The organism is Mesorhizobium sp. B2-6-1 (genome assembly GCF_006440475.1).
Classification (GTDB): Bacteria; Pseudomonadota; Alphaproteobacteria; order Rhizobiales; family Rhizobiaceae; genus Mesorhizobium.
Window position 1 is genome coordinate 230,064 of sequence record NZ_VFUH01000006.1, and the last position, 19,294, is coordinate 249,357.

Annotated in this window: 16 protein-coding genes; all 16 read right to left on the minus strand. The window is 64.4% G+C overall.

The window, feature by feature from the left end:
• Nucleotides 1-90: 90 nt before the first annotated feature.
• The gene (ftsZ, locus tag FJ443_RS15310; RefSeq protein WP_140580006.1) at nucleotides 91-1,773 is read right to left on the minus strand and encodes a cell division protein FtsZ; all 1,683 of its coding nucleotides are present in this window, start codon (nucleotides 1,771-1,773) and stop codon (nucleotides 91-93) included.
• Nucleotides 1,774-1,839: 66 nt separating this feature from the next.
• Entirely contained in the window at nucleotides 1,840-3,147 is a 1,308-nt protein-coding gene (gene ftsA, locus FJ443_RS15315) for a cell division protein FtsA (RefSeq protein ID WP_140495227.1), read from the minus strand.
• A complete protein-coding gene (locus tag FJ443_RS15320) occupies nucleotides 3,144-4,085 on the minus strand; it encodes a cell division protein FtsQ/DivIB (RefSeq protein ID WP_140648706.1) in 942 nt (313 codons plus the stop codon). Before FJ443_RS15320 ends, ftsA begins: the two co-directional genes overlap by 4 nt.
• Nucleotides 4,073-4,999 (minus strand): D-alanine--D-alanine ligase, encoded by a 927-nt coding sequence (locus FJ443_RS15325; RefSeq protein WP_140516593.1) that lies wholly within the window; start codon nucleotides 4,997-4,999, stop codon nucleotides 4,073-4,075. The genes FJ443_RS15320 and FJ443_RS15325 overlap by 13 nt, the downstream gene beginning before the upstream one ends.
• A 302-nt stretch (nucleotides 5,000-5,301) precedes the next feature.
• Nucleotides 5,302-6,267, minus strand: a complete 966-nt coding sequence (gene murB, locus FJ443_RS15330) for a UDP-N-acetylmuramate dehydrogenase (RefSeq protein ID WP_140664729.1) — start codon at nucleotides 6,265-6,267, stop codon at nucleotides 5,302-5,304.
• Nucleotides 6,264-7,664, minus strand: a complete 1,401-nt coding sequence (gene murC / locus FJ443_RS15335) for a UDP-N-acetylmuramate--L-alanine ligase (protein WP_140495219.1) — start codon at nucleotides 7,662-7,664, stop codon at nucleotides 6,264-6,266. Before murC ends, murB begins: the two co-directional genes overlap by 4 nt.
• Entirely contained in the window at nucleotides 7,661-8,788 is a 1,128-nt protein-coding gene (murG, locus tag FJ443_RS15340) for an undecaprenyldiphospho-muramoylpentapeptide beta-N-acetylglucosaminyltransferase (protein ID WP_140664731.1), read from the minus strand. The genes murC and murG overlap by 4 nt, the downstream gene beginning before the upstream one ends.
• A gap of 1 nt (nucleotide 8,789) precedes the next feature.
• Nucleotides 8,790-9,941 carry a putative lipid II flippase FtsW gene (ftsW, locus tag FJ443_RS15345; protein WP_140648704.1) on the minus strand — a complete coding sequence of 384 codons (1,152 nt, stop codon included), beginning with the start codon at nucleotides 9,939-9,941 and terminating at the stop codon, nucleotides 8,790-8,792.
• The gene (gene murD, locus FJ443_RS15350; RefSeq protein WP_140495213.1) at nucleotides 9,941-11,341 is read right to left on the minus strand and encodes a UDP-N-acetylmuramoyl-L-alanine--D-glutamate ligase; all 1,401 of its coding nucleotides are present in this window, start codon (nucleotides 11,339-11,341) and stop codon (nucleotides 9,941-9,943) included. The genes ftsW and murD overlap by 1 nt, the downstream gene beginning before the upstream one ends.
• Nucleotides 11,342-11,350: 9 nt before the next feature.
• Nucleotides 11,351-12,433: a phospho-N-acetylmuramoyl-pentapeptide-transferase gene (gene mraY / locus FJ443_RS15355; protein ID WP_140495211.1), complete on the minus strand. Its 1,083-nt coding sequence runs from the start codon at nucleotides 12,431-12,433 to the stop codon at nucleotides 11,351-11,353.
• A 24-nt stretch (nucleotides 12,434-12,457) separates the two neighbouring features.
• The gene (locus FJ443_RS15360; RefSeq protein WP_140521214.1) at nucleotides 12,458-13,939 is read right to left on the minus strand and encodes a UDP-N-acetylmuramoylalanyl-D-glutamyl-2,6-diaminopimelate--D-alanyl-D-alanine ligase; all 1,482 of its coding nucleotides are present in this window, start codon (nucleotides 13,937-13,939) and stop codon (nucleotides 12,458-12,460) included.
• Nucleotides 13,936-15,390 carry a UDP-N-acetylmuramoyl-L-alanyl-D-glutamate--2,6-diaminopimelate ligase gene (locus tag FJ443_RS15365; RefSeq protein ID WP_140521215.1) on the minus strand — a complete coding sequence of 485 codons (1,455 nt, stop codon included), beginning with the start codon at nucleotides 15,388-15,390 and terminating at the stop codon, nucleotides 13,936-13,938. Before FJ443_RS15365 ends, FJ443_RS15360 begins: the two co-directional genes overlap by 4 nt.
• A 54-nt stretch (nucleotides 15,391-15,444) precedes the next feature.
• Nucleotides 15,445-17,154 (minus strand): penicillin-binding protein 2, encoded by a 1,710-nt coding sequence (locus FJ443_RS15370; protein WP_140495205.1) that lies wholly within the window; start codon nucleotides 17,152-17,154, stop codon nucleotides 15,445-15,447.
• Nucleotides 17,151-17,546 carry a hypothetical protein gene (locus tag FJ443_RS15375; RefSeq protein ID WP_140495202.1) on the minus strand — a complete coding sequence of 132 codons (396 nt, stop codon included), beginning with the start codon at nucleotides 17,544-17,546 and terminating at the stop codon, nucleotides 17,151-17,153. The genes FJ443_RS15370 and FJ443_RS15375 overlap by 4 nt, the downstream gene beginning before the upstream one ends.
• Before the next feature lie 4 nt (nucleotides 17,547-17,550).
• Nucleotides 17,551-18,582 (minus strand): 16S rRNA (cytosine(1402)-N(4))-methyltransferase RsmH, encoded by a 1,032-nt coding sequence (rsmH, locus tag FJ443_RS15380; RefSeq protein WP_140521216.1) that lies wholly within the window; start codon nucleotides 18,580-18,582, stop codon nucleotides 17,551-17,553.
• Complete coding sequence (gene mraZ, locus FJ443_RS15385; RefSeq protein ID WP_140495198.1) at nucleotides 18,579-19,037, minus strand: division/cell wall cluster transcriptional repressor MraZ; 459 nt, start codon at nucleotides 19,035-19,037, stop codon at nucleotides 18,579-18,581. The genes rsmH and mraZ overlap by 4 nt, the downstream gene beginning before the upstream one ends.
• Nucleotides 19,038-19,294 lie beyond the last annotated feature (257 nt).

The window sequence follows — 19,294 nt, forward strand, 5'->3', positions numbered from 1 at the left end:
CTTAAGTGCTTGAATTTGCATTCTTTTAAACGTTAACAGGCAAGCAATTCCTTGCTTGCCTGTTAACAATTGTTACAGCCCGTTAACCGCTCAGTTGGCTTGGCGACGCAGGAACGCCGGAATTTCCAGCTGGTCGTCCTCCTGAGTCGCCCTGGCCTGCGGCGTCAGGCGGCCTTGGTCGTCGAGCTGGCCGCGACGAGGCGCGTAGAGCTGCGCGTCCTGGCTTGCCAGACGGCGCACTTCCGGTGCGGCCTGACGCAGCTTGGGCTCGCGCGGCTGCGCCGGCTGCAGGCGTGCAGGCTCTTCCTCGCGGCGCGTCAGGCCGTTGGTCAGACGCTTCAAGAGCCCCATCGGTCCGCTGTTCTCATGGTCGGCCGGGCGGCTCTTGGCGTCGACCTCGGCCTTCACGACAGGCGGAAAGTCCTCGACGCGCGGCATGCGCTGGGGAGCCATCGCGACCGGCTGCTGGACTTCGCGCAGGATCTCGCGCGGCTGAGGCGCCGGCTGGATCTGCTGGACCACGGGCTGCACCATCGGTTGCGGCTGCGCCGGCGGAGCCTGGAAGATCTTGCTCTGCGGACGGAAATCATCCGCATGGGCAACCGGCGCCGGACGGGCTTGCGCCATCGCCGCGGCGTTTGCTTCGGCCAGTTGGATCGCTTCCGCGACCGGATCGGCGGCGCGCGGCTCGTACGCAGCCTGCTGGACCGGCGCGGGGCGGCTTTCCGCCGCGGCAACGGCCGGTCGGGCGGCCGGCTTCTGCGGCGCGGTGCGGATCGAGATCGGAGCGGCGGCGATTTCGGCCGCCGACTTGTCGATGCCGGTGGCGACAACCGAGACGCGGATGACACCTTCGAGCTCCTCGTCGAAAGTGGCGCCCAGGATGATGTTGGCGTCCTGGTCGACCTCCTCGCGGATGCGGGTCGCCGCTTCGTCGACTTCGAACAGGGTCAGGTCGCGGCCGCCGGTGATCGAGATCAGCAGGCCCTTGGCGCCCTTCATCGAGGTCTCGTCGAGCAGCGGGTTGGCGATCGCGGCTTCCGCGGCCGCCATCGCGCGGCCCTCGCCCGATGCCTCGCCGGTGCCCATCATCGCCTTGCCCATCTCGCGCATCACCGAACGAACGTCGGCGAAGTCGAGATTGATCAGGCCTTCCTTGACCATCAGGTCGGTGATGCAGGCTACACCCGAATAGAGCACCTGGTCAGCCATGGCGAACGCGTCGGCGAAGGTGGTCTTGTCATTGGCCAGCCGGAACAGGTTCTGGTTAGGGATGACGATCAGCGTGTCGACGCATTTCTGCAGCTCCTCGATGCCGAAATCCGCCGTCTTCATGCGGCGCTGGCCTTCGAAATGGAACGGCTTGGTGACGACGCCGACAGTGAGGATGCCCTTCTCGCGGGCGGCGCGCGCCACGACCGGCGCCGCTCCCGTGCCCGTGCCGCCGCCCATGCCCGCGGTGACGAAGCACATATGGGTGTTGGACAGGTGATCGATGATCTCGTCGATGCATTCTTCCGCTGCCGCGCGGCCGACTTCCGGCTGGGATCCGGCGCCCAGCCCCTCGGTGACATGCGCGCCGAGCTGGATCAGCCGGTCGGCTTTCGACATGGTCAGCGCCTGCGCGTCGGTGTTGGCGACAACGAACTCGACGCCGCGCAGACCGGCGGTGATCATGTTGTTGACGGCGTTGCCGCCGCCGCCGCCGACGCCGAACACGGTGATGCGTGGCTTAAGCTCGGTGATGTCCGGCTTTTGCAGATTGATGGTCATTGTCTCCGTCCTTTGCCTTTCCTGCCGCTTCGCCGCCGCGGCCACTTATGGGGCTGTCCCCGTCAATTAGAAACTGTCTCTCAACCACTGACTCATGCGATGCAGTTTTCCGCCCGTTCCGGTCATCCTGAGACCGGAAATTCCTTTCGCCGGATGGCTCTCGAAGCTCGCCATCTGCGGATAGATCAACAAGCCGACGGCCGCCGAGAAGGCCGGCCCCTTCGCCGCTTCGGGCAGGCCCGCCACGCCAAGCGGGCGGCCGATGCGCACATTGCGCCCCAGGATGCGGCGCGCCGCTTCCGGCAGGCCGGCAAGCTGGCTGGCGCCGCCGGTCAGCACCACGCGCTTGCCCACCGCATTGCCGTAGCCGGACTTGTTCAGCCGGTCGCGCAAAAGCTCGAGCGTCTCGTCGATGCGGGCGCGCACGATACGCGTCATGACGGAGCGCGGAATCTGGAGCGGCACTTCGCCCTCGTCGCCGATCGGCTGGATCGAGACCAGGTCGCGGTCATCGGCGCTGCCGGGCAACGCCGAACCGTGCATCACCTTCAGCCGTTCGGCGGCATCGAGCGAGGTGGACAGTCCCTTGGCCATGTCCAGCGTGACGTGGTTGCCGCCGATGGCGATGGCGTCGCCATGGACGAACTTGCCTTCCGAAAACACCGAGATCGTCGTCGTGCCGCCGCCCATATCGATGCAGGCGGCGCCCAGTTCCAGCTCGTCGTCGACCAATGCCGCCAGCCCGCTGGCATAGGGCGTCGCCACCATGCGCTCGACCGAAAGATGCGAGCGGTTGATGGAGAGCTCCAGGTTGCGCATCGGAGCGGCGTCGCCGGTCAGCACATGCATGTCGACGCCAAGCGTGTCGCCGACCATGCCGCGCGGATCGCGCACGCCGCGCTCAGCGTCGAGCGAGAAGCCGACGGGGAGCGAATGGACCACCTCGCGCTCGGTCTTCAGCGCCTGCTTGGCGCCGGCACCGAGCACCCGCTTGATGTCGGCCTCGTCGGCCTCATGGCCGCCGAGATTGATGGTTGCCGAGAAAGCTTCGCTCTTCAGCCGGCCGGCGGTCATGTTCACGATCAGCGAATCGACCGTCAGCCCGGCCATGCGCTCGGCGGCGTCGACGGAGAGACGAATGGCGTGTTCGGCACGGTCGAGATCAATGACGACGCCCGATTTGACGCCCTGCGACTTCTGGTGTCCGATGCCGATCACCTGGATGCGGTGCGAGCGTCCGCGCAGCAGCTTGCCGTCATCGCATGGCTTCAGCTTCGCCACCATGCAGCAGACCTTGTTCGAACCGACATCCAGTACCGTCAAGGTGCCGGAGCGGCGCGACGAGGCATCGCTTGAACCGCCAAGCCAGCTCATATCTTCGTCTCCGGCTTGCGCTTCAGCGCCTTTGGTTTCTCGTTGAGCGCGGCTTCGCGCTGGGTCACCGCCTCCGGCGTCAGTTGCACGACCAGCCGGTCGGACAGCCGCATGTCGACGGCTGCGATGTCGCGCGACAACAGCCCCTTGTCATGGTCCATGCCGACGAGTTCGGCGAGTGCCTGATCCTCGCCATCCTCGGGAAGCTTGACAGTGATGCCGTTGTCGAGCTTCAGGTCCCAGCGCCGATCGCCGACACGGACATAGCCCCTGATGCGGGTCGCGAGATCCGGGTATTTTTCGATCTTCGCCAGGAATTCCGGCGCCTTGGCCGGCGCGCCGGCTCCGATCAGCAATGGCAGCAGCACCTGCTTGCCACCCGAGAACGGTGCGATAACGGCACCGTCTTTTTCGATAACGGAGAGATCGCTGCCCTGCTGCCAAAGCGCGAACGCCTGACGCTCCTCGACGCGCACCTCCAACGTGTGCGGATAGACCTTGCGCACCGCGGCGACCTCGATCCAGGGCAAGGTGGCGATGCGTTCCCGCGCCGCCTCGGCATCGAAGCCGATCAGCGACGTCCAGCCGTCGAGCTCGAGCCTGTCGAGAATATCGATCTCGGACGTCTGGCGATTGCCGACCACCTTGACCTGGTCGACGGCAAAGCCGGTCCGGGCGGTGATGCTCTGGACGATGCCGTCGGCATGACCGCCGAGATAGGCGCCATAGGCGCCGCTCGAAGCAATGAGCACTGCCGACATGATCGCGGCGGAGAAGCGCGGCGCCTGGAATTCGCCCTCGCCCAGACGCGCCAGGATACGCACCGGGCGGCGAAGCACGCGCGGCAGCACGAAATGGTCGAACGACAATGGCAGGCTGAACAGCGCCGGCCCGGCCGCGCCCTTCCCCTTGCCCTGCCCCCACTTCAACGCAGACACGAAGCGTCCTCCACCATCCAACTCAACAGATCGCCGAACGAATGCCCTGCCTGGGCGGCGATTTCAGGCACCAGAGACGTCGGCGTCATGCCCGGCTGAGTATTGACCTCGAGCCATACAACCTCGCCATTTTCGGAATGACGATCGTCATAACGGAAGTCCGACCGGGAAACGCCCCGACAGCCGACAGCTTGGTGAGCCTTGAGCGCCAGTGTCTGTATTTTTTGGTAAATATTCGGTGAAACTTTTGCGGGGCATTCGTGTTTTGATCCGCCCGCGACATATTTTGAATCGTAATCATAGAACGAATGGCCCGTCGGGATGATTTCGCAGACGCCAAGCGCCACGTCGCCCATGACGGCACAGGTCAGCTCGCGCCCATGGATGTAGCGCTCGACCATGACGGCATCGCCATATTTCCACTCGGACGAGCCGATGACCTGCGGCGGATGCGACTGCCCCTCATGCACGATCACGACGCCGAAGCTTGACCCCTCATTGACCGGCTTCACCACATAAGGCGGCTTCATCGGATGGTTGTTCTGAATGGCGAAGCGATTGGCGACCTTCGATTCGGCGACGGGAACGCCGGCCAATTTCACGACTTTCTTCGACTGCTCCTTGTTCATCGCAAGCGCCGAGGCGAGCACGCCGGAATGGGTGTAGGGAATGCCGAGATATTCGAGAATGCCCTGAATGGTGCCGTCCTCGCCAAAAGGACCATGCAGCGCATTGAAGGCGACATCGGGCCTGAGATCGGCAAGCACGGAGCCGACGTCGCGCCCAACGTCGACGCGCGTGACTTGATAGCCTTCCGTCTCAAGCACATCGGCACAGGCCTTCCCCGAAGACAGGGACACGGGCCGCTCGGACGAGAAACCACCCAGCAGGACGGCCACATGCTTGTTTTTCATTCCCCGTCATCCCCTCTCACGGCGGATCAAAAACCAAGATTTCCGCAACATTGAGTCCGAGTCTCCCGGCAGGTTGCCCCCCCAGACGGAAAACGCGGGAAACGCGTCGAACGACTCAAATCAGGAAACGCTTTGGAGCAGAGAATCAGAGAGTTGATTCACTGGCAAGTGCTTATGATTCCGAGAGATTCACTTTCTGAGAAAATGGAGGCGAAAACCGTGCTGTTGAGTCTTTGGAGCAACGGTCGCGCGGTCATTCCTGACCCGTTGAAGTTCATGCATCACATGAACTTCAACGATGGCTAGAGCAGCTGCCCAAGAAACTCCTGCACGGCGTGTCCGGGGCGGAAGTCCCCGATGCGCTTGATCTCCCAGTGCAGTCGGATGCCGGAATGTTCGAGCACCCGCGTGCGCACTGTTTCGCCGAGATATTCGAGTTCGTAGCCGGTCGCTGTCCCGGTGTTGATCATGAAATTGCAGTGCATGGGCGACATCTGCGCGCCGCCGATCAGCAGGCCGCGGCACCCTGCCTTGTCGATCTCTTTCCAGGCTGAGGTGCCTTCAGGATTCTTGAAGGTCGAGCCACCGGTCTTCTCGCGGATCGGCTGCACCGTCTCGCGATGGTTCTGCACCGCGTCCATCGCCGCCTTGATCACTGCCTTGTCCTCGGCAAAGCCCTCGAAAATCGCCGAGGTGAAGATCAGCCCGGACGGTGCCGACGAGTGCCGGTAGGCATAGCCCATATCGGCATTGCTCAGCGTCTGGACGTTGCCTTTGCGGTCGAGCGCACGCACCTCGACGACGCGCTCGCGCGTCTCGACGCCATTGGCGCCGGCGTTCATCCTCAGCGCCCCGCCGATGGCGCCCGGTATGCCGTGGTAGAAATGGAAGCCGCCGATGCCGGCTTCCAGCGCCGCCGCGGCGATGCGCTTGTCGGGCGTGGCCGCGCCAGCTTTGATCGATATCGGCGAAACAATTTCGGTTTCACCGAACCCCTTGGCCGACAGCCTTATGACGAAACCCGGAATACCCCCATCGCGCACAAGCAAGTTCGAGCCGACGCCGACTATGGTCAGCGGTATCTCTTCGGGAACCGCTTTCAGGAAAGCAGCGAGATCCGCCTCGTCCGCTGGCTGAAAGAGCGCCTCGGCCAGTCCTCCGGCGCGGAACCAGGTGATCTTGTCCATCTCGGCATTCGGCGTGATGCGGCCGCGCAGGCCGGCAAGCCGGCCGCCAAGTCTGTCGATCAGCGCCTGGCCCTGCATCATGAGACGGCCAGCTCCTTGGGCAGCGCATAGGCCCATTGCGTGATGTTGCCGGCGCCGAGGAAGACGACGAAGTCGCCGGGCCTGGCCAGATCACGGACAACAGGCGCTATTGCTTCCGGACCCTCGATGTAGCGCGCGTCGCGATGGCCCCCGGCGCGGATGCGCGACACCAGCGCATCCGAGGTCACGCCTTCGATCGGCTCCTCGCCGGCGGCGTAGACCGGCGCCACCATCACCGTGTCGGCGTCGTTGAAGCAGGCGGAGAACTCATTGAACAGATCATGTAGCCGGGTAAAACGGTGCGGCTGGGCAATGGCGATGACGCGGCCCTTGGTGGCGCTGCGCGCGGCTTTCAGCACCGCAGCGATCTCGACCGGATGGTGGCCGTAATCGTCGAACACTTCGACGCCATTCCAGGAGCCGGTTTGGGTGAAGCGACGCTTGACGCCGGCGAAGGACGACAGGCCTTTCTTGATCGCCTCGGCCGACAGGCCGAGCTCATGCGCCACCGCGATCGCCGCCGTCGCATTGGAAACGTTGTGGCGGCCGGGCATCGGCAGGCGCAGATCCGATATCGTCGTCTGGCCGCGTCCCTTGCGGTCGCGGATCACCACGTCGAATTCCGAGGTCGCGCCGGCCATGCGATGGTTGGTGAAGCGCACGTCGGCCTGCGCGTTCTCGCCATAGGTGATGACGCGGCGATCCTCGATTCGGCCGACCAGCGCCTGCACCTCCGGGTGGTCGGTGCACATGACGCCGAAGCCGTAGAACGGCACGTTCTCGACGAACTGGCGGAAGGCTTCGCGCACCTTCTCGAAACTGCCGTAGTGATCGAGATGTTCGGGATCTATATTGGTGACGACGGCGATATCGGCCGGCAGCTTGAGGAAGGTCCCGTCGCTCTCGTCGGCTTCGACCACCATCCACTCGCCGTCCCCCATGCGCGCATTGGTGCCATAGGCGTTGATGATGCCGCCATTGATGACGGTCGGGTCGAGCCCGCCGGCTTCGAGCAGCGTCGCTACCATCGAGGTCGTCGTCGTCTTGCCGTGCGTGCCGCCGATCGCCACTGCCTGGCGGAAGCGCATCAGTTCGGCCAGCATTTCGGCGCGGCGCACGATCGGCAGCAATTTCTCCCGTGCCGCCTTCAGTTCGGGGTTGGATTTCTTGATAGCCGTCGAGACAACCACCACTTCGGCATCGCCGAGGTTTTCTTCCCTGTGGCCGACAAAGCACTCGATCCCCTTGTCGCGCAGCCGCTGCACGTTGGCGCTGTCGGCCTGGTCGGACCCCTGCACCTTGTAGCCGAGATTGTGCAGCACTTCGGCGATGCCGCTCATGCCGATGCCGCCAATGCCGATGAAATGCACGAGGCCTATGGTCTGCGGCATCTTCATGCGTGCGTTCCCTTCTTAAAATCCGAAATGGTTTTGCGGGACGCAATAGCCTCTGTGAGATCGGCGAGCAACCGTGCGGCATCCGGTTTGCCGACCGACTTCGCCGCGGCAGCCATTGCCGTGAGCCGTTCGGGCTCGGCCATCAGGGCGCCGATCAACGCCGCGATGCGCTCGGGCGAAAGTGAGGATTGCGGCTCCACCTCGCCACCGCCGGCGGCCGCAAGAGCGGCTGCGTTCGCGGCCTGGTCGTGATCGAGCGCATAGGGATAGGGCACCAGCAGCGCCGGTCGCCCGATGACGGCGATTTCCGAGACGGTCGACGCGCCGGAGCGCGACATCACCAGCTGTGCGGCCGCTATGCGCGCCGCCATATCGCTGAAGAAGGGCGAGACCTCGACACCGACGCCAAGCGCTGCATAGGCCGCCTTCACCCGCCCGACATCATCGGCCCGAGCCTGCTGCGTGATCACCAGCCGCTTGCGCAGGGCGTCGGGGAGCAAGGCGACGGCCGCCGGCACCGCATCGGAGAAGAACTGCGCGCCTTGGCTGCCGCCGAACACCAGCAGGCGGAAGGGATCGTTCCCGGCCGAGGCGGCGTAGGCGGTCTTTGCGGCTTCGAGCACCTGTGGGCGGACCGGATTGCCTGTCGTCACCGTCTTGGCGCCGACGGCGCTTTCGTCTTGCGGCAGGAAGCCACCGGCAATCGCATCGACGCGGCTGGCCAGCGCCCGGTTGGCGCGTCCCATCACAGCGTTCTGCTCGTGGATCAGCGTCGGTACCTTGCGCCGCGTCGCGGCGTAGAGCGGCGGCAAGGTCGGATATCCGCCAAAGCCGACCACGGTATCGGGCTTGATCCTGCCGATGATGGCGGACGCCTGGCGCACGCCGCGCCAGATTTTCCAGAAAGCACCAAGCAGGGCAACAGGATTTTTCGAGCCCAGCGTCGCGGACTGGATTGGGTGGATGGCGGCGGCCGGGAAGTGGCCGGCAAAGCGCTCAGCACGGTCGTCGGTCGCCAGATGCACCGTCCAGCCACGCGCGTTCAACTCATGCGCCAGCGCCTCGGCCGGAAACAGATGTCCGCCGGTTCCGCCCGCCGAGAGAAGGATAACACCTCTGGCCATGTCACCCCGCCGGCATGGCGCGCTGCGGCAAGGTAAAGCCAACCTGCTTGCGCTTTTCCGGCCGCTTGCGCGTCAGCGCCAGCACCATTCCCATCGAGATGGCGATGGCAATCTGCGAAGAGCCGCCATAGGAGATGAACGGCAGCGTCATGCCCTTGGCAGGCACCAGTTGCAGGTTGACGCACATGTTGATGACTGCCTGCAGGCCAAACACGGTGACGAGGCCGCCGACCGCATAGCGGGTGAAATCGTCATGCTCCTTCAGCGCCGTGTTGAGGCCGCGCAGCACGATGAAGGCGAAGATGGACATGATGAAGAAACACATGATCAGTCCGAATTCCTCGCCCGCGACCGAAAAGACGAAGTCGGCATGGCTGTCGGGGATGACCCGCTTGACGGTGCCCTCGCCCGGTCCGACGCCGAACCAGCCGCCATTGATCAATGCGTCGCGGCCCATATCGACCTGGAACGTGTCGCCTTCGCCAGTGAGGAACTTGTCGATACGCAGGGCGACGTGCGGAAACACCGTATAGGCGGCAAAGACGCCACCGACGCCGGCCGCTCCGAGCACGACAATCCACAGCCATGGCAGCCCCGCCATGAAGAACATGATGCCCCAGGTGCCGGTCGTCAGCATGGTCTGGCCGAGGTCCGGCTGCGCCACCAGCAGCGACACGACCAGCACCAAGAGCAACATGGCGAAGAGATTGCCCGGAATGTCGGGCTGGCGCTTGTGTTCGGCGAACAGCCAAGCGCACATAATGACAAAGGCGGGTTTCAAAAACTCCGAGGGCTGGATCGACAGGCCGGCAAGCGACACCCAGCGCCGCGCGCCTTTCACCTCGACGCCGATGTAGAGCACCGCCACCATCAGCACCAGCATCAGGCACAGCATGATCAGCGCCATGCGCCGGATCTCTCTGGAATCGAGGAAGGACACCGCCAGCATCACGCCGAGCGCCGGCACGGTGAAGATGATCTGCCTGGTCGCGAAGTGAAAACTATCGAGGCCGATGCGTTCGGCGACCGCGGGGCTTGCGGCGAAGGACAAGACTATGCCCAGTCCCATCAGCGACAGGAACGCCGCCAGGAACCAGCGATCGATGGTCCACCACCAGGTCGCAACCGGGCTTTTGTCGAGACGGCTCTGCATTATCGTGCCCCTCCGATGGGTTTGACGCCCTCGATAGCATTCGCAGCTTGCCTGAAGGCTTCGCCGCGGACCTCGAAATTCTTGAACTGGTCGAAACTGGCGCAGGCCGGCGACAACAGCACCACCGCCTCGCCGCCATCGTCCTTGGCCGCATCATGCGCGGCATGCTCGACCGCGGCTGCAAGCGTGCCCGATATCTCATACGGCACCGCCTCGCCCAGCGTCGCCGAAAAGGCCGGCGCTGCCTCGCCGATCAGATAGGCCTTGGCGATACGCGGGAAGAAGCCGCGCAGCGGCTCGATGCCGCCTTCCTTGGGCAGGCCGCCGGCGATCCAGTAGATGCGTGAAAAGCTCGACAGCGCGGGTGCCGCCGCATCGGCGTTGGTCGCCTTGGAATCGTTGACGAACAGCACGTGGTCCTTGCGGCCGACCTGCTCCATGCGATGCGCCAGGCCCGGAAAGCTTTCCAGTCCGGACTGGATCTCGCCGAGGTCGAGCCCGACCTTGAGGCAGGCGGCCACCGCGGCAAGCGCGTTTTGCGCATTGTGCTGCCCGCGCAGCGAGCCGATGCCTTCGAGGAAGGCGACCCGGCTGTAGCGGCCATGCACCGCTTCCATCAAATTGGTGCCATCGGCGAAATAGCCGTCGGTCAGCGGCAGCCGCTTCGAAATGCGGATGACGTGCCGCCCCGCCCGCTCCAGCCGTTCGGCAATCTGCGCACACCAGGAATCGTCGATGCCGACGATCGCGGTCTCGCTGCCGGCAACCAGCCGCTCCTTGATCGAAGCGTAATGCTGCATGGTGCCGTGACGGTCGAGGTGATCCGGCGTCAAATTGAGCAGGATGCCGGCCGTCGGATTGATCGATGGTGCGAGGTCGATCTGGTAGGACGAGCATTCGACGACATAGTGCCGGTCGGGTTGCGGCGGATCGAGTGTCATCACGGCGCGGCCGATATTGCCGCCCATCTGCGTATCGCGGCCGGAAGCCTTCAATATATGCGCCGTCAGCGCCGTGGTCGTCGACTTGCCGTTGGTGCCGGTGATGGCGATGAACGGGGCGGCTGGCGCGCCGAGCGTCCGCTCGCGGCAGAAAAGCTCGACGTCGCCGATGATCTCGACACCCGAACCGCGCGCCAGTTCCACCGTCCAGTGCGGTTTGGGATGCGTCAGCGGCACGCCGGGCGACAGCACGAAAGCGGAGAACGTCGCCCAGTCGGCTGTGTGCAGGTCGCCGGTTGCAATCCCGGCGGCTGCCGCCTTGGCGACACTGTCGGGATTGTCGTCCCAGGCCAGAACCTCAGCCCCGCCCTCGATCAGCGCGTGCGCGGTCGCGATCCCCGAGCCGCCGAGCCCGAAGAGCGAAACACGCTTGCCTGCGAAGGATGCGGCGGGAATCACGGGGCGCGCCTATCTGAGCTTGAGGGTGGAAAGGCCGACCAGCGCCAGGATGACGGCGATGATCCAGAAGCGGATCACCACCTGGCTTTCGGTCCAGCCGAGCTTTTCGAAGTGGTGATGGATCGGCGCCATTAGGAACACACGCTTGCCGGTCATCTTGAAGTAGCCGACCTGGATGATGACGGACAGGATCTCGACCACGAACAGCCCGCCGACGATGACCAGCACGATCTCGTGCTTGGTGGCGACCGCGACGGTGCCGATCAGCCCGCCCATGGCCAGCGAGCCGGTGTCGCCCATGAAGATCGCCGCCGGCGGCGCGTTGAACCAGAGGAAGCCGAGGCCGGCGCCGATGACAGCACCAAGCACAACAGCCAGTTCGCCGGTGCCGGGCACGAAATGGATCTGCAGATATTCGGCGAACACCGCATTGCCGGAGAGATAGGCGATGACGCCGAAGGACGCCGCCGCGATCATGATCGGCACGATCGCCAGGCCATCCAGACCGTCGGTGAGATTCACCGCATTGCCCGCTCCCACGATGACGAAGCAGGAGAACGGAACGAAGAACCAGCCGAGATTGATCAGGAATTCCTTGGCGAAGGGGAATGTCAGCGACGAGGAGAACGGCGCCTGGCCATTATGCATGATCGCCCAGGCGGCGATGCCGGCGATGACGAATTCGAGCGCCAGCCGCGCCTTGCCGGAAAAGCCGAGATGCGACTGCTTCGTCACCTTCAGATAGTCGTCGTAGAAACCTATCGAGCCGAAGCCCAGCGTCACCAACAGCACCACCCAGACATAGATGCTCGACAGGTTCGCCCACAGCAACGATGAGCCGATGATGCCGGACAGGATCATCAGTCCGCCCATGGTCGGCGTGCCGGCCTTCTTGAAATGGGTCTGTGGCCCGTCGGCGCGGATCGGTTGGCCCTTGCCCTGGCGCAACCTGAGCGAATTGATGATGGTCGGCCCGAAGATGAAGACGATCAGCGCCGAGGTGATCAGCGCCCCGCCGGTACGGAAGGTGATGTAGCGGAAGACATTGAAGACCGAGATCTTGTCCGCGAAATCGACGAGCAGTGTGAACATGCGCTTTTCGTCCCCGACTTGACCCTAGGTCTGTTTGCCGATTGTCGTTTCAGCCGGGAACTTGCCCAGCAACGCATCGACCAGCTTTGCAAAGCCGATGCCCTTCGACGATTTGATCATCACCACGTCGCCTGGCCTCAGCGCGGCAAGCAGCACCGGCTTCAATTCTTCGGCGCCGGCGCGGTATTCCGTCCTGATCTCGCCCGGCAGCGCTTCCGCCAGCGCCCGCATCTCCGGCCCGCCGAGAAAGACGGTCTGCGTGCCGGTGCCGACGATGAGACCGGCAAGTGCAGCATGCAGCTTGGCCGAATACTCGCCTAGCTCCAGCATATCGCCCAGCACGGCGATGCGGCGGCCTTCGCCCGTCACCGGCGTCGCGTTGAGCAGCGCCATGGCGGCCGCCATCGAGGCGGGGTTGGCGTTGTAGCTTTCGTCGATCAGCGTGATCGGTCCACCGGGGTGGCTTGAAGTCGGGCCGCCGGGATGGCTCGAAGTCGAGCCTCCGGGATGACGCAGCACATAGCGTTTGCCGCGGCCGCGCTCGGCCGAGAGATCGGCCAGCGCCGGGGCAACCTTGTCGAGATCGGCGCCGACCAGACGGGCCGCGCCGAGGACCGCCAGAATGTTCTGCACCATGTGGCGGCCGGGCGCGCCGATGCGAGCCGTCACCTCGTGACCGCCGATCCTGGCGGCAATGTCGGAATGATCGGCATGGACCTCGCATTTGACCAGTCTGAAGGTTGAGCGCGCGTGCTCGCCGAACCCATAGACATGCTCGACGCCGGCGGCGTGCGCCATCTTGTCGAGAAGCTTGAAACGCGCGTCGTCGCGGTTGAGGATCGCCGCGCCGCCAGGTTCCAGCCCTTCGAAAATTTCGGCCTTCGCCTTGGCGATCTCGTCCAGATTGCGGAAGAAGCCGAGATGCGCCGCCGCGATCATGGTGACGATGGCGACATGCGGCCTTACCATCTTGACCAGCGGCCTGATCTCGTCGGGATGGTTCATGCCGATCTCGAACACGGCATAGTCGCAATCGGCCGGCATGCGCGCCAAGGTGAGCGGCACGCCCCAATGGTTGTTGAACGACTGCGCCGAGGCATGCACCTTGCCGACCGCCGACAGCACGTGGCGCAGCGCTTCCTTGGTGGTCGTCTTGCCCGCCGAACCGGTCACCGCGATGATCTTGGCCTGGGAACGGTCCCGCGATGCGACACCGAGCTTTTCCAGCGCCACCAGCACGTCCTCGACGACGATCATCGGCGCCGTCAGCCGGCCAAGCGACGGCAGCTTGCCTTCGGCCACGACCAGCACCCCGGCTCCGGCCTTGATGGCGGCGGTCGCGAAATCATGGCCGTCCATCGCCTCGCCCTTGATGGCGAAGAAGGCGTCGCCCGGCTGAAGGCTGCGGCTGTCGATCGAAATGCCCGATACGCCGTCCGGCATCGGTCCGATCGGTCGTCCGTCCATGGCGGCGACCAGCGTCTCGGATGTCCACAGCAAATTCATGCGGCACGCTCCAGCAGCGCGGCACGGACTTCTTCGTGGTCGGAGAAATGCAGGGTCTCGGTGCCGATCGTCTGGCCTTCCTCATGACCCTTGCCGGCCACGATCAGCGTGTCCCCGGCATGCAACATGGCAACGGCCTCGTGGATCGCCGCGCGCCGGTCACCGATCTCGATCGCGCCGGGAGCGGCGGCAAGGATCGCGGCCCGGATCGTCTCCGGCACTTCCGAGCGCGGATTGTCGTCGGTGACGATGACGACGTCGGCGAGCCGCGTCGCGATCTCGCCCATGATCGTCCGCTTGCCGCGATCGCGGTCGCCGCCGCAGCCGAACACGACGATGACCCGGCCGGTAGTGAACGGGCGCACCGAGGCAAGCACGTTTTCCAGCGCGTCCGGCTTATGCGCATAATCGACATAGACCGGCGCGCCGTTTGCAGTCGTCCCGACAAGGTCGAGCCGGCCGGGTGCGCCCTTGAGTTTCTCCAATGCCTTCAAGGCCTTGGCGACTGGCGTTCCCGTGGAGATGGCAAGCCCGGCCGAAACCAGCGCGTTGGCTATCTGGAAATCGCCGGCCAGCGGCAGGTCGATCTCGTAGAGCATCCCGTCGGCCTCGACCTCGGCACGTTGGCGGTGGCGCTCATGCTCGACCCGCTTCAGCGTCAGGAAATCGCCGTGGCGGCCGACCGTCAGCACGCCGAGCCTTGCGGCCTTCGCCGCCTGGATGGTTGGCGCCGACCACGGATCGTCGGCGAAGATCACGGCCGGCGCGCCCTTCGGCAGCAGCGCATCAAACAGACGCAGCTTGGCCCGGTGATAGTCCTCGACCGTCGGATGGTAGTCCATGTGGTCGCGGCCGAGATTGGTGAAGCCGCCGGCGGCCAGCCTGACGCCGTCGAGACGGCGCTGGTCGAGACCATGGCTGGAGGCCTCCATGGAGGCATGGGTGACGCCGGCGTCCGCCAGTTCAAGCAACAGCTGATGCAAGGCGACGGGATCTGGCGTCGTCAGCGAGCCATAATCGTTGCGGCCCGGCGCCACCACGCCGGTGGTGCCGATCGAGGCCGCGGCAAAGCCGGCCTGCTCCCAGATCTGCCTGACGAAAGCGGCGACCGAGGTCTTGCCGCTGGTGCCGGTGACGGCCACCATCGTCTGCGGCTGTTTGCCGAAATAACGGGCCGCGCTCAGGGCCAGCGCCAGGCGCGGGTCATCGACGGCCAACACTGGAACCGGCAGTCCCCCAAGGGCGCTGTCCTTGCCCGCGACGATGGCGGCAGCCCCTCGTGCGGCGGCGTCCGCGGCATAGGCGGCGCCATCCGCCTTGCTTCCAGCGAGCGCGAAAAAGACGACGCCGGGTTTTACCTGGCGGGAATCCGAAGAGATGCCGGTAACCTCCAGATCGGCGGAAGCTGTTCCTTCGACTGGCAGGATACCGGTTAGATTTTTGAGCTTCATCGAGTTCCGTTCACCGCAACAAAATAGCGCGCAGTTGCCGGCGCGCCCTAAGAATCATTGATAGGAAACCAGCGTTGCACCATTTTCATGGCTGAAATCTGGCTTCACGCCAAGCATGGCCGCGGAACGCCTGATGATATTGCCGGCCATGACCCCGGCATTCGCGGCCGCGACGTCCGTCATGCCCGGCTTTTCCGGGTGCGGAGCATCGGCAATCGTAAACACGAGATATTGCGGATCGTCCATCGGGAATGCGGCGACGAACGTATTGAAATTCAACTCCTTCGAGTAGCGGCCATTGATGACCTTCTCGGCTGTTCCGGTCTTGCCGCCAACGCGGTAGCCGGGGACCCTGGCATTTCTGGCCGAGCCCTTCTCGGCGTTGAGCATGTAGAGATAACGCATGCCCTCGACCGTTTTGTCGGCTACCACTTTCTTGGCCGCCGCCATCGCGTCCTGCTGGCTGCGGACCAGGAATGTCGGCTCCATCAGATATCCGCCATTGATCAGCGCCGCGCAGCCGACAGCCGCCTGCAACGGCGTCGTCGACACGCCATGACCGAAGGCGATGGTGAACGAGTTGACCTGTTTCCAGACCTTCGGCTCAGTCGGACGGGCAACTTCCGGCAGTTCGGTCTGCATCTTGTCCAAGATGCCAAGACGATGCAGGAATTCGCGGTGCGCCTCGATGCCGACCAGTTCGGCCTCCCTGGCCGATCCGATGTTGGATGAATAGAGGAACACCTCCGGCAACGACAGCACGCGGTTCTTGCCGTGGAAATCGTGAATGGCCTGATGGCCGACCCGGATTGGATGCGAAGCGTCGAAGCGGCTCGCCATCGTCGCCTTGCCGGAATCGAGCGCCATGGCCGATGTGAAGCTCTTGAAGGTCGAGCCCATCTCATAGAGCCCCGCCGACATCCGGTTCAGCCGGTCCTTGTCTTGTGCATTGTAGGGATTGTTCGGATCAAAATCCGGCACCGAGGCCATGGCCACCACTTCGCCGGTCTTGACGTTGAGCACGACGGCGCCCGCGCCCATGGCGCGATAGCGCTCCAGGCCGGCGGCAATCTCGTCGCGCACCACATGCTGGACGCGCAGATCGATCGAGAGCTTCACCGGCTTGAGATCCTTCGCCACCGCCAGGCCCGACGCCTGCAGATCGCTCAGGCCCTGCTCGTCGATATATTTCTCCATGCCGGAGATGCCTTGATTGTCGATATTGGTCAGGCCGACAATGTAGGACGAGGTTTCACCACTGGGGTAGAAACGGCGCTTCTCGGTGCGGAAGCCGAAACCGGGAATGCCGAGCTGCATGATGTCGGCCTGCTGCTTGGGCGTCAGCTGCCGCTGCAGCCAGACGAAGCCGGCGCCGCTCTTCAGCTTATGGTAGGTCTGCTCGTAATCGATCTCCGGCAGCACCGTCGACAGCTTTTCGATCGCCTCGTCGGCGTCGACGATGCGGCGCGGCTCTGCAAACAGCGATGCCGTCTTGATGTCCGTCGCCAGCACCTCGCCGTTGCGGTCGACAATGTCGGGTCGCGAGGCCGTCACCCGGCTCTGCGGGCCGCCCGACATGTCGGGGGTCTGGAAGCCGAGATAGACAAGCCGCCCGGAAATGATCGAGAAGATACCGAAGAACACCGCCATCGTCATGACGATGCGCGCCTTGCCCTTGCCTCCGGTCGCCTTGCGGGCGCCATCGACCACGATTGAACCGTCTTCGCTGGCCCTGGGGCGACGTTTCAGCAGTTTGCCGATCATTGGGCGATGCCTCCGGTCACGATGGGATCCTTGCCGTCCGAGGGTGTGTTGCCGGAATTGTCTGCCATGCCGCCTTGGCGCCCGTTCAGGATGTCCTGGATGTCGAGGGTTTTGGCTGGCAGGTCGCCGAGGCCGACGATCTGGTGCGCGCTGACCGGCTCCAGTTCAAGCTGCGACTTGTAGAGCTCGGCGAGCTTCTGTAGCCGCGATGGCTGGGTGAGCAGGCTCCAGTCGGCCTTGAGCAGGTCGATCGTGTCCTCCTCGTAGCGTATCTCAGCATGGATTTTCTGCACTGCAGCCAATTGGTCCTCGGCCTCGCGCTTGGTTTTGTAGGTCAGGGCCGCCGCCGAGACCATGACGGCGATGAGGACGATGTCGCTGGAACGAAACACGTGCTTACCTCTCCCCCGGCCGCTCGATGCCGGGAAGTTTTGGGCCGGGAAGTTTTGGAAGGCCGAAAATCGAAAAATCGACGGCACGCGCCGGCGCATCGGTGCGGATGGCGGCGCGCAGCCTTGCCGAGCGGGCGCGCGGGTTGGCCGCAGTCTCGGCATCACCCGGCGTCACGCCGCCGCCGGACTTGCTGAAGGTGGCACTGCGTGCCCGTGCCTCCGGCATGTGGCGCGAGCCGCTCGCGGCGTCGGAGCGATCGGCAATGAAGCGCTTGACGATGCGGTCCTCCAGCGAATGGAATGTCACCACGGCAAGTCGTCCGCCCGGCTTCAGCGCCCGCTCGGCGGCGAACAGCGCCTTGGCCAACTCACCGAGCTCGTCATTGACGAAGATGCGCAGCGCCTGAAAGACGCGGGTGGCGGGATGGATCTTGTCCTTCGGCGCCCGGCCGATATGCGTCTCGATGGCGTCGGCAAGCTCCAGCGTGCGCTCGAACGGACGCTTTTCGCGACGCGCTTCGATCATGCGCGCGATGCGCCCGGCGTGGCGCTCCTCCCCGAGGAAGCCGAAGATGCGGGCAAGATCGCCCGGCTTGAAGTTGTTGACGACATCTGCGGCGCTGAGGCCCGCCTGCGCCATGCGCATGTCGAGAGGCCCATCGACGCGGAACGAAAACCCGCGCTCCGCCTGGTCGAGCTGCATCGAGGAAACGCCGATGTCGAGCACGACGCCGTCGGCACTTTCGACATGCTGGTCCAGCATCGAGAATGGCGCCTGCACCAATCGCAGGCGGCCGCCTGATTGAGCTTCGAGATTGCGACCAGCCGCTATGGCATCCGGATCGCGATCAATGGCAACCACGGACGCGCCGGCCGCCAAGATGGCCTTGGTGTAGCCGCCGGCGCCGAACGTGCCGTCGACGACGACGTCCCCTTCCGCTGGCGAGAGCGCCTGCAACACTTCGGCAAGGAGGACCGGAATGTGGCGGGCCGGTCCGCCAACGGCGTTGATATCATCGCCGTGGCCCACCGTCATTCCGGTCGCTCCCCAGGCTTCGTCCCCTGCCGAAGCTGCAAAAGCCGGGCCCGCGCCTGCGCTCCGTAGGCCGCAAGCCGTCCCGGCTCCCAGATCTGAAAGAAATTGCCGCGCCCGACAAAGGCTACTTCCGCCGAAAGGCCGGCATGTTCGCGGATGAAGTCGCTGATCGTGATGCGACCATCCTGGTCCAGCTTCAGGAATGTTCCGTCGCCATGGCAGAAGAACGACATGTCGTCCGCCGTCTGCTGGAACGGATCCTCGAGCGCGATGCGCTGCTCGTAGCGGTCGAGCAGGTCGGGCCCGCCGACATCCATGGCCGGCAGATCCAGGCAACGCAGCGCGTAGAGATCCGAATAGCCGCGTTTCTGAACGACGGCGCGAAAATGCGCAGGAACGGACACCCGCCCCTTCGCATCGATCCTGCTCACCGTGTTCGACAGAAATCGGTCCATCACACGTCACGGCCGCTTGCGCCGCCGCACCCCTCTTCGTCGTGTTGCACGCGCCACCGCTACGCGTTCCCTGCCCTGAACCCGCCTCCGTGACAGGGGCGAAAACCGGCAAACGCGCAGCCGCCGCGGCTGCCCGATTGGCGTACGCTTCACTCTGACGCGGAACGAAGGCTTTGGTATCGATATGGGATATCATGGGGTGTTATGGGCGTCAACGGGAACAGGCTTCACAACATGCAGTCGCGACCGATGGAAGC

Excerpts from the sequence above, each read along its gene's own strand:
- ftsZ (WP_140580006.1), bottom strand. The coding sequence starts at position 1,773 with ATGACCATCAATCTGCAAAAGCCGGACATCACCGAGCTTAAGCCACGC.
- ftsA (WP_140495227.1), bottom strand. The coding sequence starts at position 3,147 with ATGAGCTGGCTTGGCGGTTCAAGCGATGCCTCGTCGCGCCGCTCCGGC.
- FJ443_RS15325 (WP_140516593.1), bottom strand. The coding sequence starts at position 4,999 with ATGAAAAACAAGCATGTGGCCGTCCTGCTGGGTGGTTTCTCGTCCGAG.
- murB (WP_140664729.1), bottom strand. The coding sequence starts at position 6,267 with ATGATGCAGGGCCAGGCGCTGATCGACAGACTTGGCGGCCGGCTTGCC.
- murC (WP_140495219.1), bottom strand. The coding sequence starts at position 7,664 with ATGAAGATGCCGCAGACCATAGGCCTCGTGCATTTCATCGGCATTGGC.
- murG (WP_140664731.1), bottom strand. The coding sequence starts at position 8,788 with ATGGCCAGAGGTGTTATCCTTCTCTCGGCGGGCGGAACCGGCGGACAT.
- ftsW (WP_140648704.1), bottom strand. The coding sequence starts at position 9,941 with ATGCAGAGCCGTCTCGACAAAAGCCCGGTTGCGACCTGGTGGTGGACC.
- mraY (WP_140495211.1), bottom strand. The coding sequence starts at position 12,433 with ATGTTCACACTGCTCGTCGATTTCGCGGACAAGATCTCGGTCTTCAAT.
- FJ443_RS15360 (WP_140521214.1), bottom strand. The coding sequence starts at position 13,939 with ATGAATTTGCTGTGGACATCCGAGACGCTGGTCGCCGCCATGGACGGA.
- FJ443_RS15365 (WP_140521215.1), bottom strand. The coding sequence starts at position 15,390 with ATGAAGCTCAAAAATCTAACCGGTATCCTGCCAGTCGAAGGAACAGCT.
- FJ443_RS15370 (WP_140495205.1), bottom strand. The coding sequence starts at position 17,154 with ATGATCGGCAAACTGCTGAAACGTCGCCCCAGGGCCAGCGAAGACGGT.
- rsmH (WP_140521216.1), bottom strand. The coding sequence starts at position 18,582 with ATGACGGTGGGCCACGGCGATGATATCAACGCCGTTGGCGGACCGGCC.
- mraZ (WP_140495198.1), bottom strand. The coding sequence starts at position 19,037 with ATGGACCGATTTCTGTCGAACACGGTGAGCAGGATCGATGCGAAGGGG.